The sequence below is a fragment of the Nocardia arseniciresistens genome, from assembly GCF_046764875.1.
In the GTDB taxonomy this organism is placed as follows: Bacteria; Actinomycetota; Actinomycetes; order Mycobacteriales; family Mycobacteriaceae; genus Nocardia; species Nocardia arseniciresistens.
On record NZ_JBKORD010000032.1, the window covers coordinates 21,661 to 37,978 of the forward strand.

Sequence of the window (16,318 nt, forward strand, 5' to 3'; positions counted from 1 at the left end):
AGTTTGCGACTGTAAACATTCTCGATCGGGGACCCGATATGTTCGAAAGACTCGGCGGATTCACCGTCCGCCACGCCCGCTGGATACTCGTCGTCGGTGTATTCGCGCTGCTCGCGGGCGGGGTGGTCGGCGCGACAGCGTTCAGCAAGATGCAGCCAGGAGGGCAGGAGGACCCCAACGCGCAATCCAGCGCCGCGACCAGCCGATTGGCGGACAAGTTCGGCGCCGACACCGACTACGTCTTCCTGATCGGCGCGAAGACAGGCACCGTCGACGACGCCGGCGTCGCCGATCTCGGCCGTGACCTGGCGCGACGGCTCGCGGCCGACGACAGGCTCACCAATGTCGTCTCGTACTGGGACACCGGATCGCCCGCGATGCGAGCGCAGGACGGTACCGCTGCCGTTGTACTCGCGGGCAGCTCGGCCGCCGACGCCGCCGACAAGGAAAAGGCCGCCGCCTCGATCGTCGACGAGTATCGCGCCGATAGCCCGGTGGCGCAGATCCGGATAGGTGGCAGCTCCGCGATCTTCCACTCGATCACCGAGCAGATCGGCAAGGACCTCGGCCTCGCGGAAGCCGTTGCGGTGCCGTTGATTCTCGCGCTGCTGGTGCTCGCCTTCGGCAATGTGATCGCCGCACTGCTGACTCTGGTCGTCGGCGGTATCGCCATTCTCGGTACCTTCACCGAACTCGCGATCCTCGGTTCGGTCACCGATGTGTCGATCTACGCGGTGAACCTGACCACCGGGCTCGGGCTCGGACTCGCGGTCGACTACGGGCTGCTGATGGTCAGTCGCTTCCGCGAACGCCGCGCGGCGGGCGCACAGCCATCCGATGCGGTGGTCGCCGCGGTATCGACGGCGGGCAGGACCATCGTGTTCAGTGCGGCGACGGTCGTGGCGGCGCTGTCCGCGCTGGTGATCTTCCCGCAGTACTTCCTGCGCTCCTTCGCCTACGGCGGGATCGGCGTCGTCGGCATCTCAGCGGTGGCCGCGGTCGTGGTGCTGCCCGCGTTGCTCGCGGTGCTCGGCGAGCGGACCGATGCGTGGCGAGTGCCGGGCGTCCGCGGAATTCGCGGTGCGGCGACACCGTTCTGGGCGGGCGTTGCCAGGTTTGCCATGCGCAGGCCCGCGCTGGCCGGGGTTCCGGTGGTCGCGGTCCTACTGCTTGCGGCGGCGCCCCTGTTGAGCGTGCGGTTCGGCGCCCCCGACGACCGGGTGCTGCCGGCAAGCACCGAGGTACGCCAGGTCGGCGACGCGATGCGTGCGGACTTCGGCGGCGGTAACGCCAACGCGCTGTCGGTGGTGACAACCGCGGGGGTAGCAGCGGACCCGCTCACGGATTACGCGCGCAACCTTTCCCGCGTCGAGCACGTCACCCAGGTCGATTCCAGCGCAGGCACTTTCGTGCGCGGTGAGCAGGGCGCGACCTCGCCCGCCGATGCCAGGTTCGCCCGTCCAGACGCACAGCGGCTTGCCGTGCTCACCGATCTCGACCTGGACTCGAGCGCGGCCCGCGACCTGGTCGACAGGGTGCGGGCGGTGCCGAGCCCGGCCGGGTCGAGCGCTCTGATCGGCGGGCAGGCCGCCGAACTGCGCGACAGCCTTGCCTCGATCGGGTCGAAGCTGCCCGTGGCGATCGGCTGGATCGTGCTGACGACCTTCGTGCTGCTGTTCCTGTTCACCGGCAGCATCGTTCAGCCGTTGCGCGCTCTGCTGTCGAACGTGCTGAGCCTTGCCGCGACGCTCGGCGTGATGGTCTTCATCTTCCAAGAGGGCCACCTGTCCGGCCTGATCGGTTTCACCCCAGCGCCACTGGACGTGTCGATGTTGTTGCTGCTGTTCTGCATCACCTTCGGTCTGTCGATGGACTACGAGGTGTTCGTGATCAGCAGGATCAAGGAAATGCGTGACAACGGCGCGTCCGCGGCCGACTCGGTCGTCGAGGGCCTGGCGCGGACCGGTCGGCTGGTCACCACGGCGGCGGCGCTGATTTCGATCAGCTTCCTGGCCTTCACCACCAGTGATGTCCGGTTCATTCAATTCTTCGGGCTCGGTGCGGGTCTGGCGATTCTGATCGACGCGACACTGGTGCGTGGCGTGCTGGTCCCGGTAGCGATGCGACTACTCGGCAGAGCCGCCTGGTACGCGCCGCGACCGATGCGGTTGATGCACGCGAGGGTCGGTCTCGCGGAGGGCTGAACGCTCCGCTATCCCGGACGGCTTTGCGCGCTGCGCGGGGCCGTCCGCGGCGTCTATAGGTGTTGTCCCCCAGCACGATGAATCCGCAGCCGCTGTTGTCGATTTCGCGCGGGTAGACCACCCCTCGAGCATCAGTGAGGCGAAGATCACATAAGGCTGCATAGTTGCGGCCGCGGTGCTGATCGCGCTGGGACCGGCGGCACGTGCACCCACCTTTGCGCAACTGGTTATTTCTGATCTTGACCGGGCATCGGTATACCTACGCGCGGTCTCACATGGTGCATATCTTGTTTATTACGATCTAAACAAACTTGGAGTTGCTTTCCGTTCATTTGCTGTCCAGCTATCTCTATTAGTGGCAGTAGAACGCGCAGGTGGTGACGGGTGCGGTGCGACCATGGAGAGGTCTATTGAAGCGCTCCAGCTAATGGTTCGAAGATTGTTTGATCCGCCGCGCGGTGGTTAAGGAGTGCCGTGCGGTTTCCCGTGGCAGCGGTCCTTTGCGAGTCGGAAAGTGCGGCCTGAAGAGCGGCCACGGGTTAGCTGGAACAGTGAAAAACCGGGCCTTCTCCAGGGTTTGCTGGGGTGCTGCTTTATACGCCCCACCTCGGCCAAGAGGGTTGCGCGAGGATAACGATTGTGTAGAGTTGACGGTAACGCTGGCCGCAGCTGAGCTGGACTCGCTGCGGCCAGCGGAACTCAAATGGGGGAGTTCGCAACTCAGTCGTTACGTAGCGTTGCTATCAGTTGCCCAGACCCATTTCACACATCGTGTGCTCGGCGTTGGCTACCAACGATCCTCGCCCGGGTTTCCCACCACCACCGCGTCGTCCCGCCGCTCGAGCACCGCGCGTCGCCCCACGCCGAACACGTAGACCAGGAACAAGACTTCGGCGACGAACCCGATCGCGATGCGCGCCGAAGCGGGCAGCGGGCTCGGCGTCACGAAACCCTCCAGGAATCCGGACACCAACAGCACCCCGACCAAGCCGAGCGCGATCACCGCCGTGGCTCTGCCCTGCCTGGCCACCGCTTCGAGGCGGCTGGATCGACCGGGATCGATCAGCGTCCAACCCAGCTTCAATCCGGCACCGCCCGCGACGAAAACCGCTGTGAGTTCGAGCATCCCGTGCGGCAGGATGAACCCGAAGAACGAGTCGAGCCTGCCCGCCTCGGCCATCAGCCCCGCACTGACACCGACATTGAGCGCGTTCATGAAAAGCAGATACACCGCGGGCAGGATCAACACGCCGGTGAACAGCGCGATCGCCGACACCCATGCGTTGTTCGTCCACACCTGGGCGGCGAACGCCCCCTGCGGATGCTCCGAGTAGTAGGTCTCGAATTTGCCGCCCGGTTGGGTGAGCGTGTCGGTGTTGTCGGGCAGGCCGAGCAATTCGCGCGCCGAATCGGATCCATCGATCCACACCGCGAGCCCGGCCGACACCAGGAGGAACACCGCCGCGACACTCACCCACCACGGCCATGACCGGTAGAGCGCGGCCGGGAAGCGGTTGGTAACGAATCCGCCGATCTCCGCCCAGGTATCGGCCCTTGTCCCGAGTACCTTGCCGCGCGCACGCGCGAGCAGTGCGCTCAGCCCGGCGATGAGCTCGGGATCGGGACTGTGTGACTGCAATCGCGCCAGCTGCTGCGAGGTGCGCCGATACAGCGCGACAAGCTCATCCGCTTCGGCCCCGCTCAGCGAGCCGCGTCGAGCCAGATAATCCAGCCGGTCCCATGACCGCCGGTGGGTGTAGCTGTACGCGTCGACGTCCATTGGTTGCCTCCCTCACCGCCGGTCGGAAGAATGCTATTCGACATGGCTGAATTCACTACCGGCGAAGCGGTCGCGCTCGAGTTGCCGATCGCGCGGATACCCACCAGGGCCACCGCGTTCATCATCGATGTCGTGGTGCAGTTCGTGCTGGCCTGTGTGCTGTTCTTCGCGATCGCCGCGGCGCTGGCGGCGACGGGGGCGGATTCGGCCTGGATGGACGCCGCGGTGCTCGTGGCGATCGTCGGGGTGTTCATCGGCTATCCGGTGGTTTGCGAAACCCTGATGCGTGGCCGCACGATCGGCAAGTTGATGCTCGGCCTGCGAGTGGTGCGCGCCGACGGCGGACCGATCGATTTCCGGCATGCGCTCACCAGGGGGCTAGCGGGCGGCATCGTCGATTTCTGGATGCTCGGCGGCTTCGGCGCCATCGCGGTACTCACCTCGATGTGTTCGCCGAACGCGCGCCGGATCGGTGACGTGCTCGCGGGCACCGTCGTCGTGCATGCCCAGGCGAGCATGCCGCGGCCCGCGCTCGCCACCGCCCCGCCCTGGCTCGCGGGCTGGGCCGGGCAACTGGAGCTCTCCAGCATCCCCGAGGACCTCGCACTCTCGGTGCGGCAGTACCTGACACGGGTGCGCACTCTTACTCCTGCCGTGCAGGCGAATCTCGGTGAGGCACTTGTCTTTGCGCTGTGTCAGCGGCTACAGGTGCGGCCGCCGGTGGGATATCCGCCGGTTCAGGTACTCGGTGCCGTGATCGCCGAACGCCAACGCCGCACGCTGACAGCCGCCCCCGCGACCATCGCGCCATTCGGGATGGTGGCAGTTCGGAGCTAGAGGTCACCGACTGTCGCGATCGTCCAGCGGGTCGGTCGGCCCGGCGATGCGGCTCGGGCCTGGCGGTGAGACTCGGGTGACCTTGCGCCTGAGGGGCCCATGGGCCAGTAGCTCCGACAACGACGAACTCACATGGTGCCGGACTGTTTGAGCTCGAGATACTCGTCGGCAAGTGCCTCCGGCAGGCGGTCCGGGGGAGCGGAGACGACCGCGATTCCGCTGCGGCGCAACGACTCTTGCACCAAGGCTCGCTCGGCGAGGATGGTCTCCGCGGTGGCCGCGGGGTACAGGTCGGTCAGGGTTTCGCGGCGTGCGGCGGCCGCGGCGACCTCGGGGTCGGTCACCGAGACGATCAGCACTCGGTGGCGCTGGGCGAGCACAGGAAGCACCGGAAGCAGGTTCTCCTGCACCGCGGCGCCGTCGAGACTGGTGAACCAGACCACCAGGCTGCGGCGGCGGGTGCGCTGGATGGCCGCGCGGACCAGGCTCGCGCTGTCGGTGTCGACGAGAGCGGGGGTGATGCCTGCCATGGCATGCATCAGCTTCAGCTGCAACCCTTTTCCGCCGACACCGCGGACCTCGGCGCGGACCTTCCTGTCGAAGGCGAGCAGATCCACCGAATCACCTGCGGCGGCGGCGAGCCCGCCGAGCAGCAGCGCGGCTTCGATACTCGCGTCGAGGCGGGTGCCGTCGTCGATGTGATCGGGGCTGCCGACGCGGCCAGCACTGATTCGACCGGTGTCGAGCAGCATCAGCATGTGCCGGTTACGTTCCGGGCGCCAGGTGCGCACCAGCACGTCGTTGGCTCGTGCGGTGGCACGCCAATCGATGGACCGCACGTCGTCACCAGCGACGTACTCGCGGAAGGAGTCGAATTCGGTGCCCTGGCCGCGCAGGTTCGCGACATTACGGCCCTCGAGGTGTTGTAGCCGTTTCACTTTCGACCGCATCAGGCGCTCGCTGCGGAACGGCGGAAGTGCGCGCACCCGCGCGGGGACGGTGCGGCGGGTCTGTCTGCCCGCCACGCCGAGCGGGCCGATCAGGCGCAAGGTGACCGGGCCCGCGACGCGATCGCCTCGGTAGGTAGGTGTGAGCGTGGTGTGCAAACGCGTCCGAGTGTTGTGCGCCAGATCCAGTCGGTGTGCACGGTTTTCGGTGCGCGCGCTGTTGGGCCAGTCATCCCACAGGGTCCCGCGGGCGGTGCGGGTTCCGCTGTTGAGCACGGTGAGCTCCACCTCGGTGCTGCGACCGAGCCGAACGACGGTAAGTGGTTGCCTGGTCAGCGTGAGATCGCGCGGGCGGGCGACCGAACCCATATCGAAGAGCACGACCGCGGCAAGTGCGCTCGTCATCAAGACCACACCGAGCCATGACGGCATGACGAACACGACGAGCAGTGCGACTACCGCGCTCGCGGCGGTCAGCCGACCGGTGACGACCACGAGCTACACCGGGACCGGGACCGACAGCAGCAGCGACGACATCACGCCTTCGGTCGTCACCCCGTCCAGTTCCGCCTCTGGCCGCAGGTGCAGGCGGTGCCGCAGGGCCGCGACCGCAACCGATTTCACGTCATCAGGAGTCACGAACCCGCGACCGTGCAGCCAGGCGAACGCGCGCGAAGCCGCCATCAACGCGGTGGCACCGCGAGTGGACGCGCCGTGCTGTACGGCGGGCGAGGAACGGGTGGCCCGGCAGATATCCACGGTGTACGCGAGGACTTCCGGGCTGATGGTGACGTGCGATACGGCGGTTCTCCCCGCGGCGATGTGGGCTGGACCTGCGACGGGACGCAGGCCCGCACCCGCGAGATCGCGTGGGTCGAATCCGGCGGCGTGCCGCTGCAAGATTCGGAACTCGTCGTCGCGACCCGGCAATTGGATATCGACCTTGAACAGGAACCTGTCCAGCTGCGCCTCCGGCAGCGGGTAGGTGCCCTCCTGCTCGATCGGGTTCTGGGTGGCGACCACTACGAAAGGATCTGGCAGCGGCCGTGGTTTGCCGTCGACCGAGACCTGCCGCTCCTCCATCGATTCCAGCAGCGCGGACTGCGTTTTCGGTGGCGTGCGGTTGATTTCATCGGCGAGCAGCAGATTGGTGAATACCGGCCCGTGCCGGAAGGTGAACTCCGCCGAGTGCGGGTCGTAGATCTGCGAGCCCGTGACGTCGGCGGGCATCAGGTCCGGGGTGAACTGGACCCGCGCGTGCTCCAGATCCAATGCCGTCGCCAACGCGCGCACCAGCAGCGTTTTCGCAACGCCCGGAACACCTTCCAGCAGCACGTGGCCACGGCAGAGCAGCGCGAGGACCAGGTACATGATCGCGGTGTCATTCCCGATCACCGCCTTGCCGATCTCGGCGCGTAGCGAGGCGAACGCGGCCACGGCCTCTGCCGCGGTTGGCGTTTGTTTGGTATCGGTCGTGCTGGTCATCCGGTCTCCTGTGTCATAGGGGTTTCCGCATCCCTCATCCCACCCCGGCCTCGATCCAATCGAGCTGTGCGGCAACAAGCTGCAAGGTGTCGGTGTCCGGTACCGGGCCGTATAGAGCCGAGCCGACCAGGTGCGGGTCGCCGCCGACGCGGGCCGTGACGACGGCGATCAGGCGGTCCTGCGGGGTCTCGGCGGTGACGCCGAGCTTCGAGCGGATGCGCCGCAATGTCGCCTCCCGCAGCTTCGATGCCACATGTTCGTAGTCCTTCGATCGGCGATACAGCGCGGCCTGCCCGGCCAGTAGTTCGTTCGCGGCGACCTCGACCGGCCTGGGCTCGCCGACAAGCGCGCCTCGGCGACGCGCCCGCCACCACACCAATAGCGCTGCGGCGATCAGGAACTGGAGCCCGCCGAAGGCGACCGGTCCTGGCAGTCGGCTGAAAATGGAATCCTGGCCCGCCCCTGCGCGGGGTGTGTCGATGTCACCGTCCGGGTAGTCCGGCGGCGGCAGCTGCGGTTTCGGCGGTGGCGGCGCGCTCGGTGCGCTACAGGCGTGCAGCGCCGCGTAGAGCAGCAGTAGTAGTGCGATCGCGCCTGCGAGACCTGCCCAGAACTTCGGATTGCGCAGCAGCTCGGGCAGCGGGGGCAGTTGCCTGCGCTGCCGTGGCGCCTGCTCGGTGATCGCCACCTCGACAGGTTCCTCGGCAGGCGGCGGCGCGGTGCGGGAGTACCGGTCGGCGTATTCGAGGTTGCGGTATTCGTCTTCGGTCGCGTGCCTGCCGCCGTAGACGACCTCGTCGAAACTGTAAGCGGCGGGATGGAGTTCGGTAGCGGCCTCCAGCGGTAGCGCGGTGGTCGCGTCGTCCGCGGTCTCGCGTGCGGTGCGCGATCGCCGCACCTCCAGCATGCCGCCCTGTTCGAGCCCGCGCAGCACCGCGCGGAAGCGTTCGCGCAGCGCGGTGTCGAAGTCACGCCGGGTGGCGGCGGCCTCCGATGCGTCGCGATGGTTCGCGGCCGCGCCGAGACGAGGCGGTGGCGGGGCCGCGGGCTCGGTCGTCCCGTGCCAGGCATCGGGTGCGACGCGCTCGGTCGGGTCGTCTGTCATCGCGCCTCCGGTACTCGAATGTCGAGTCCCTCACGGCGGCAACGCCGATCCACATACGAAACCACCCGGGTCGCCGCCTCGACGACCTCGCCGAACGCGACGAGCAGCAGCACCGCCGATGTGGTGAGCACGATGACCTGCCAGCGGTGCGTGCCGGAGAAATCCGAGAGGTACCAAGGTATGCCGAGCAGCGGCACGGCAAGCAGGACCATCAGGCCACGCTGGCACAACCACAGTCCTGCGGTCGGCCATTCCGCCCCTGCGACAAGCAGTTTCGAGCGGGCCACCGCAGGGCCGTGCGGGACCCGATCGACGAACATCACCGGGACCGCGACGAACCGCTTGGCGCGCAGGTAGCCGAGCCACAGCAGGGCGAACGGGAAGGTAATGATCAGCACGCTGCCCAACACCAGCACGCTCACTCCGACCAGTGTGAACAGCAGGTGGAACACCAGCAGTGGAGTGCCGACGGCGGCCGTCCTGCGCAGCGCGGTGCGCCACCCGATCGGGGATCCGGCGACACTGGCGAGTCCGATGGCGACGGTGAGCCCACGCAGCCCGAACCGCAATAGCCAGGCGCACACTGCCGTGGACAAGATGGCAGCCCATCGGGTGCCCTGGTCGGAGCCGTGCGTCAGCTGCGACAAGCCCGCGGTGACCGCGACGACGATCAGTTCAGCGACGATCAACCCGACAGCCGTCGAGCAGGCGAGGACGACGATGTTCGCCTGGATCAGGGCGAACGGCTCGTCGAGCAGTTCGCGAAAGCTCAGTGGACGGATCGGTACCGTCGGCCCAGGTGACCCTGATGTTGGATGATCTCCCGCCCCGGCGGCACCGGCCCGCTCGGAGGCTGGTTGCACGGGGCCGAGTCTAGAGCGTGCCCCGCTGCTTTGCCGGTAGCGCGGGACGGTCAGCGTTCGAGTAGGCGATCGACAACGGCCCGGTAGCGCTGCGGTTCGACGGGCGGCAGGCCGAGCAGGGCGCGCAGGTAGACGCCGTCGCCGACCAGTCGGACGATATCGGCACGCACCGGGTCGTCGATCTCCTCGTCCAGGCCGGTCGACCAGGTGTCCAGCATTTCGGAGAGTGCCTGCTGCACTTCGTCGGTGTCGGGGCTCGACCCGGCGTCGATCGTGCGCATGGTGGCGAGCATGGACCGGTAGACCTCGAGTTCGACCGCTTCCGCGGCGTCGGCGGGGTTCGGGGTCTGTAGGTACCACTCGGCGACCGAAGTTCCCTGCGCGACCGCGTCACCCAAATGCTGTTCCGCGCGTTCGCTCAGGCGTCTGACCAGCCCCGCGAGCAGGGCGTCCTTGCTTTTGAAGTGATAGAGCAGGCCGCCTTTGGAGACGCCGGCGGTCGCGGCGACGCTCTCCAGCGTCACATGGGACATGCCCTTTTCCAGCAGCAGTGTTTCGAGCGCGTCCAGGAGTCGGTCGCGGGTGTTTGCCGTCACGCTGGAAACTATACCGGCTGGACGGTAATGTTGAATTACTGTACCGTCTGGACGGTAAGAAACTACGGCGAGAGTCGAGAAAGTCGATGAGCACACAGACCACGAAGGACGCCAGGAACGATTTCGGGATGGCGAAGGGGACCACCTCCCCGCCACGGGCGACCACCCGCGATTGGGCGGGCCTCGCCGTGCTCGCGCTCGCGCTACTGCTGCTCGCCGTCGACGCCACGGTGCTGGATCTCGCGGTGCCCGCGATCAGCGCCGACCTGACACCGACCACACCGCAGCTGCTGTGGATCATCGACGTGTACTCGTTCGTGCTCGCCGGTCTGCTCGTGGTGATGGGCAACCTCGGCGATCGGATCGGACGGCGCAGGCTGCTGCTGCTCGGCGGCGTCGGATTTGCCGTCGCGTCGGTGATCGCGGCGTTATCGGTCTCGCCCGAGATGCTCATCGCCGCCCGCGTGCTGCAAGGTGTCGCCGGTGCGACCCTGATGCCTGCCACGCTCGGCCTGATCCGCTCGATGTTCCTCGATCCGCGCCAGCGCACGGTGGCCATCGCGGTCTGGAGTGCGATGGCCGGTGGTGGCGCGGCGGCGGGTCCGCTGCTCGGCGGGTGGCTGCTCGAGCATTACTGGTGGGGCTCGGTGTTCCTGGTGAACCTGCCGGTCATGCTGGCGCTGCTGGTGCTCGGCCCGGTTCTCATTCCGGAGTCGCGTGACCCGAACCCCGGTCGGTTCGATCTACCGAGCGCGGCGTTGTCGATGCTGGCGCTGGTGCCGGTGGTGTACACGGTCAAAGAGACCGCGGCGCACGGCCTCAGCCCGACGATGGCGGGGATCGGTGCTATCGGCGTGCTCGCGGGTGTGCTGTTCGTCCGCAGGCAGCGCCGGTTGGAGCACCCGATGATCGACCTGAAGCTGTTCGCGCTACCGAGGTTCCGCATCGCGGTGCTCACCAGCCTGCTTTCGGTGTTCGCGCTGGCGGGCGAGTTGTTCTTCGCCTCGCAGTACCTACAGTTGGTGCTCGGCCATTCGCCTTTGGAAGCGGGGCTGTTGCTGTTGCCCGGTCTCGCGGCCAACGTAGTCGCGGCACTCGCTTCGGCGTGGTTGGTGCGGTATTTGCGTCCCGGCCTTGTGCTCAGCGGTGCGCTGCTGGTCGCGGCGGTCGGTTCGGCGCTGTTCCTGTTACTGGGTTCGGATGCGACAAGCAACGTGACATTCATCGTCGCCTTCCTGTTCACCGGTGCCGGTGTCGGTGTCTCGCTGACGATTTCGTCTGACCTGGTCGTGAGCTCCGCGCCCGCGGAGCGGGCGGGTGCGGCGGCGGCGGTATCGGAAACGGCCTACGAAACCGGCATCGCACTGGGTGTCGCGGTACTCGGCAGCGTGGTCATGGCGGTGTTCCGCAATGGCCTAGACCTGTCCGGGATCCCCGCCGATCAGGCCGGGGTCGCCTCGGAATCCCTCGGCGGCGCTACCGAATTCGCACGCGGGCTACCAGAAGCGGTCGGGACCGAGTTCCTGACCTCGGTGCATGAGGCGTTCGTGTCCGGTATCCACTTCGCGGCCATCGGCACCTCGACGGTGATGCTCATCGCCGCGGTGGTCGCGTTCCGGCTGCGGACGGCGCGCCAGTAGGCGGCGCGGTGCCCGGTCGGCGGAATGAGTAGCGGGCGCCCAGCGGCCGTGCCTAGCGCGGTCGGCTGAGCTGGGTGGGTGTGACGCGACCACGGAGGGTGACCGATTCGCCGAGTTTCCAGTGCCCGGCCTCGGTCGGGTCGGCGGCGGCGATGGTGCTGCCGGAGGTGAGCAGGCGGTCGGGATCCTGTTTGGCCAGTTCGCACAGGCGGGCGGCCTCGTTGACAGCGTCTCCGATGACGGTGAATTCATAACGATGGTGCGCACCGACATTGCCTGCCACCACCCGGCCCGCGGCGACACCGATCCCCGCGGTGAAATCGGATTCCATTGCGGCGAGCCGGTTTCGGATCGAACGGGCACAGGCCAGCGCGGCGCCCGGTGCGTCGATCAAAGGGGTGGGGGTGCCGAAGATGGCAAGGGCGGCATCACCTTCGAACTTATTGAGCAGTCCGCCACACAGCTCGACCTCGTCGACGACGATGGCGAAGAAGCTGTTCAGTATCGTGACGATTTCGGGTGCGGGCCGGGTGGCCGTCATCGTCGTCGATCCGATGATGTCGATGAACAGCGCCGCCGCATCGCATTCCACGCCACCGAGGGTCGGATCGCCCTCCAGCGCCGCGGCAGCGACGTCGTGGCCGACGTGCCTGCCGAACAGGTCCCGAATCTGTTCGCGCTCGCGCAGCACCTCCATCATGCGGTTGAATCCGCTTTGCAGCTCACCCAATTCGGTGCCGTCGTATATCGCGACGGCGACCTCGAGATCGCCGTTCTCGACCTGGCGCAGCGCACGCCGCACGCCACGGATGGGTGCGACGGTCGCGGCAAGGGTCTGTGTCATAAGCAGCAGCCCGAACACCAGAGCGGCACCGCCGAGGGACAACACACAGACCGCGAGCCGGGCCTTACTCACGTCGTCCATGGTGAGTGCGAGCACCGCCAGCACCATCAACCCGGCCACCGGCACCGCGGAGCCGAGTACCCACGCCACGATCGAGCGCCCGAATACGCCGATGCCGCGCCGCCGTCGTGAAGCCGCCGCTTCGAGTACCCGCGCGGTCACCGGTCGCAGCGCGAACTCGATGATCAAGTAACTGTTGGCGCACACCACGATCGCGCTGAATCCGATGCCGAAGACCAGCTTGGGAATCAGCTTCGGCTCGGACAGGCCGTAGAGCGTGGTCAGCACGGCGACGCCGCCGAGCCACAGCATTCCTTGCACCAGCACCAACAGCAGGGGTACCCGCGTTGTCGCTATCTGCTCGGCCTCGGTCGGCACCTGGTCGGGGTCGGTAGCCCAGCGCAATGTCCCCAGCCCGCGAGTGGTGCCCCACCAGACACCGATCACGAGCGCCAACGCCCCATACAACGGAGTCGCGATGAAATCGAGCAACACCAACCGCCGGGTGAACACCGTCGGCCCCGGCAGCACGAACCCGATCAGGGCGATCGATACGAAAATCCCGGTGATGTTCGCGACAATCAGCGGAATCGTCAACAGCAACTGGATCCGAACCCGCCGCCGCCCCGACGACTCTTCGGCGGGCCCGAGCAGCCGCGAACCCCACGGGGCGGCGGCAAGCTCAACCGGCTTTACCTCACTGTCGGGCATCTGTGCAGCGTATGCGGCTCGACTATGCACAGCTGTGACCTCGACAAGTGCGGCTGTTGCGCCACTGGTGGGGCTAGTTGCCGGGTGGGAGTTCGCCTTGCGAGCGGCCGGGGATTTCGTGGCTCTGTCGTGCGGACAACTCGTCGTTCGGCTGTGCGGAGGTGAGGCCGTATCCGTGCGCTCCCACATGCGGCAACGCGGTGTAGCGCGGATCGTTCTGGGCCGCGTATTGCTGCTGATAGTCCGCGTCGACGACGGCGGAGGCGATGTGCTGGCCTTGCCAGGTTCGAGGTGAACCGGGAGGCAGCTGGTAGCCGACGGGGGCCGTGTTCATCGCGTGCGAGTCCTGGGAGTCGACGGTGACCTTACGGGTGCGGCGCAGGGTGAAGGTGATCTCCTCGACCTCCTCGAAGGCTTGCCGGGCCGTGCGCAGCGGGTGGGTAGCGGAGTCGATGGCGTTGGCGACGAACGAGGGCACCAGGGGGCGGATGAAGCGGGCCGCGGTGTCGGTGAAGGGCACTGTGCCGATCAGGGGGAGTTCGAGGCCGCCGCTCTTCGGTGTCGGCGGTGCGACGGCGGGGATCAATGCGCCCGCGTTGCTTGCCGGGGTGAGTGCACCCGGCGTGACGGTGGCGGGCAGGTTCGGTGTCGCGTGAGACACGGAGGCGTCCTCTCGGTCTTCAGCCGTTGCGGCTGGTAGTTCGTGGCGGCGCGGCGGCTCTGTGATGCCGAACTCCAGCCCGCCGACGGCCGCGATGATGCGGGTGCGCTGGCGTTCCCTGTCGATGGCGGTGTCGGCATCGATAGCAAGTCGAGCCGAGGTGAGTTGTTGTTCGGCGCGCAAGGTTTCGGCCTCGGCGCGCACTTCGGCGCGCTTCACCGCGATGATGGCGTCGGCATCGCGCTCGGCGCGGTCCTGGACGGTACGTGCGGTGAGCCATCGGTCGAAGGAGGTTTCGCCGCGCCACCAGCGCAGGATCAGCGGCAACATGGCGAGCAGGACGAAGGTCGCGATGGTGAGCAGGCGAAGCAGCAGCGCGCCCGCGGTGCCGGTGGTGTAGTCGTTCATGGCCTGCCAGCGCGCGCCGATGCCGCGATCGGCGTCGGCGAAAGCCGCTGATCCGGCTGCGGCAACGGCCTTCTGGTCGTCGACGATGCGCTGATCGAGCCCATCCACCTTGCCCTGTGCGGTGGCCGACTGCTTGCGGGCGTCGTCGAGCATCTCGTTCGCGGTCTTTGTTTCGGGACCGCGGCCGGGCACGCCGGTGATCCTGGTCTGCGGGCACTCGGGCGTCGGATTGAATTCGCAGCGCGCGATCACCAGGGCATGGTCGATATCGGCCTGTGCCTTGGCAATCGACTGATCCAGCGCTGCCCGGTCGGCCTTCGCGCGATCGAGCTCGGTGCTCGCGGCGAGTACGGCGGGTGCGGAATCGACCGCGCGCTGGGCTTTTTCGTCGAGGAGCCGGTCGATGGTTCCCCCGAACAGCAGCGTCGAGGCCAGTTCGGCGACGAGCGCGCCTGCCAGTACCGCAACCGCGATGCGTGCGATGAAGCCGGAACGGTCGGATCCCCCGCCCGGACGTGCTGTCGCGAGTGCCCTGGCGACAGCGCCGATCAGCAGTGCGACAACGACCGCGATGAGCACGACCGCGATGAGCGGCCAGCCGCCCGTCGCGGCGAGGGCGGGGGCGGTGACCACGCCTGCCACCGTCGCGAACAACACCACGGCGGCACCGGTAACGGAGTAATTCGCGTGCTCGTGCCGATCACTGAGTTCGGTGCCGGGTGCTGAGCCCGGCGTCCGCTCGAGACCTCCGCCGAGCCAGGCGAACATGCCGGTGACTGTCATGGGATCTCACATCCTCTACGTCCCAGTCATTTGCCGAGCTTGGCGAAACTGTCACAGATTCGTTGTCATAGCGTGACAGGCGACGGCCCGACACACCGAGTACGCCCCGGCTGATGTGTCCAGCTTCACAAATTCTCGATTGCCGGACGGCTCCCCACTAGCGGAAATGCGTAGTGCGCTCGGTGAGCGCTGGCACGGCCGCCACCTAGCATTGGCGGTGACTCATTGCCGAGCGTGGAGGTCGGAACGTGCGAAGTACGGTACTGGTCATGCTGTCGGTGGCCATGGCGGTGTCGGTTCCCGCCGGCGCTCTCGCGTCGCCCGGCACGGTGCAGGCCGATCCGCTGGATCGGCTGGTCGAGCTGGTGGCCGATCGGCTCGACACCGCTGATGCCGTCGCGGCGGCGAAGTGGGCGACAGCGCAACAGCTCCGAGCGCAGCCGTCGATCGACGATCCGGGGCGTGAGGCCCAGGTGTACGACGAGATGGCGCGTCTCGGCGCCGGAAGTGACCTGTCCGAAAACTGGATCAGGCAGGTGTTTTTCGGTCAGATCGAGGCCAGCAAGATCGTGCAGCGTGGACTGGTCGCTGGTTGGCGATTCGATCCGGCGGCCGCGCCCGCGGCCCCACCGGATCTGTCGAAGGTCCGGCCGGAGATCGATCGGCTGAACGTCGGCATCGTCGAGCAGTTGGCCACGCGCCGCGTCGATCTGGCCGCGCCGGACTGCATGCAAAGGCTCGCTCCGAGTGTTTTGGGGGCGCTGACCTCCGGCCGCGTCGACGCGCTGCATCAGGCTGCCCTTGTTCGCGCCTCCGCCGCCCTCTGCGCGCCGTAGTCGGTTGGTGAGGAGCATCTCAGAACATTTGCTGGATATGTGCTGAAAACCACATCGAGCAAAAGAGTCCGGACGGTCGGATCGGGTATTGCGCTTGTCATGGACCCTGTTGGAAAGATCTCATCCGACCATGGCCGAGTTAGCCGCCGACGAAGTGGTTTGCCCGGCTCTGGGTAGGGGAAATCATCTTCGATGCAGGTGAGCGCCGGTTCTGGAAGCGTGCTTCGCACTGTGGAGGAGGTTGGGCTCGCCTTTTGCGGTTGGTTGGCACCCGGTGCCAGGGGATCGATCCAGCCAGGTTCGCTGCTTTACACTGGACGACGCGCACACGTGTAGGACCGTAATGAAGAAGCCCAGCTAGACCAGGTTATTAGTGCAACCTAAGTTGGTTGGGTCCCGGACCTGACTTATCGTTTGCTCTTACGCCGAACACAGAATGTTCGGTCACGATTGCCCGCTCGGGCACCTCACTCCGGTGCTCAGAGTAGCGGGCGAGCACCCGCACGGAGGTAAGGAACTCGTAAGCGTTCCGTTACCACCGAGCACCCACTACGTAAC

General features: G+C 66.9%; 12 protein-coding genes. 4 read left to right on the forward strand and 8 right to left on the reverse strand.

All coding sequences use genetic code 11. The features are described 5' to 3' along the window. Positions 1–38: 38 nt before the first annotated feature. The gene (locus tag ACLMAJ_RS37255) at positions 39–2,204 is read left to right on the forward strand and encodes an MMPL family transporter (protein ID WP_412018621.1); all 2,166 of its coding nucleotides are present in this window, start codon (positions 39–41) and stop codon (positions 2,202–2,204) included. A gap of 787 nt (positions 2,205–2,991) precedes the next feature. On the opposite strand, the gene ACLMAJ_RS37260 is transcribed toward ACLMAJ_RS37255, so the two are convergent. After that, entirely contained in the window at positions 2,992–3,984 is a 993-nt protein-coding gene (locus tag ACLMAJ_RS37260) for a stage II sporulation protein M (protein ID WP_412018622.1), read from the reverse strand. A 42-nt stretch (positions 3,985–4,026) separates the two neighbouring features. Here ACLMAJ_RS37260 and ACLMAJ_RS37265 point away from each other — a divergent pair, with 42 nt between their 5' ends. Further along, on the forward strand, positions 4,027–4,821 hold the full coding sequence (locus ACLMAJ_RS37265; RefSeq protein ID WP_412018623.1) for an RDD family protein: 795 nt from the start codon (positions 4,027–4,029) through the stop codon (positions 4,819–4,821). A gap of 128 nt (positions 4,822–4,949) precedes the next feature. On the opposite strand, the gene ACLMAJ_RS37270 is transcribed toward ACLMAJ_RS37265, so the two are convergent. The 5 genes from ACLMAJ_RS37270 to ACLMAJ_RS37290 are packed head-to-tail and all read right to left on the reverse strand — an operon-like array spanning position 4,950 to position 9,817. After that, entirely contained in the window at positions 4,950–6,263 is a 1,314-nt protein-coding gene (locus ACLMAJ_RS37270) for a DUF58 domain-containing protein (RefSeq protein ID WP_412018624.1), read from the reverse strand. Positions 6,264–6,266: 3 nt separating this feature from the next. Further along, on the reverse strand, positions 6,267–7,253 hold the full coding sequence (locus ACLMAJ_RS37275) for an AAA family ATPase (protein WP_412018625.1): 987 nt from the start codon (positions 7,251–7,253) through the stop codon (positions 6,267–6,269). A 34-nt stretch (positions 7,254–7,287) separates the two neighbouring features. Then, positions 7,288–8,358 carry a DUF4129 domain-containing protein gene (locus tag ACLMAJ_RS37280; RefSeq protein WP_412018626.1) on the reverse strand — a complete coding sequence of 357 codons (1,071 nt, stop codon included), beginning with the start codon at positions 8,356–8,358 and terminating at the stop codon, positions 7,288–7,290. Next, positions 8,355–9,221, reverse strand: coding sequence for a hypothetical protein (locus tag ACLMAJ_RS37285; RefSeq protein ID WP_412018627.1), 867 nt, complete (start codon positions 9,219–9,221; stop codon positions 8,355–8,357). Before ACLMAJ_RS37285 ends, ACLMAJ_RS37280 begins: the two co-directional genes overlap by 4 nt. 50 nt (positions 9,222–9,271) lie before the next feature. Next, the gene (locus ACLMAJ_RS37290) at positions 9,272–9,817 is read right to left on the reverse strand and encodes a TetR/AcrR family transcriptional regulator (RefSeq protein WP_412018628.1); all 546 of its coding nucleotides are present in this window, start codon (positions 9,815–9,817) and stop codon (positions 9,272–9,274) included. Positions 9,818–9,903: 86 nt separating this feature from the next. Between ACLMAJ_RS37290 and ACLMAJ_RS37295 the strand changes: the two genes are divergently transcribed. Then, the gene (locus ACLMAJ_RS37295; protein ID WP_412018629.1) at positions 9,904–11,457 is read left to right on the forward strand and encodes an MFS transporter; all 1,554 of its coding nucleotides are present in this window, start codon (positions 9,904–9,906) and stop codon (positions 11,455–11,457) included. Between the two features lie 52 nt (positions 11,458–11,509). On the opposite strand, the gene ACLMAJ_RS37300 is transcribed toward ACLMAJ_RS37295, so the two are convergent. Continuing rightward, positions 11,510–13,072 (reverse strand): adenylate/guanylate cyclase domain-containing protein, encoded by a 1,563-nt coding sequence (locus tag ACLMAJ_RS37300; RefSeq protein WP_412018630.1) that lies wholly within the window; start codon positions 13,070–13,072, stop codon positions 11,510–11,512. A gap of 73 nt (positions 13,073–13,145) precedes the next feature. Further along, positions 13,146–14,924: a DUF4407 domain-containing protein gene (locus ACLMAJ_RS37305; RefSeq protein WP_412018631.1), complete on the reverse strand. Its 1,779-nt coding sequence runs from the start codon at positions 14,922–14,924 to the stop codon at positions 13,146–13,148. Positions 14,925–15,172: 248 nt separating this feature from the next. Between ACLMAJ_RS37305 and aroQ the strand changes: the two genes are divergently transcribed. Then, positions 15,173–15,760, forward strand: a complete 588-nt coding sequence (gene aroQ / locus ACLMAJ_RS37310) for a gamma subclass chorismate mutase AroQ (protein WP_412018632.1) — start codon at positions 15,173–15,175, stop codon at positions 15,758–15,760. The last annotated feature ends 558 nt before the right edge of the window (positions 15,761–16,318 follow it).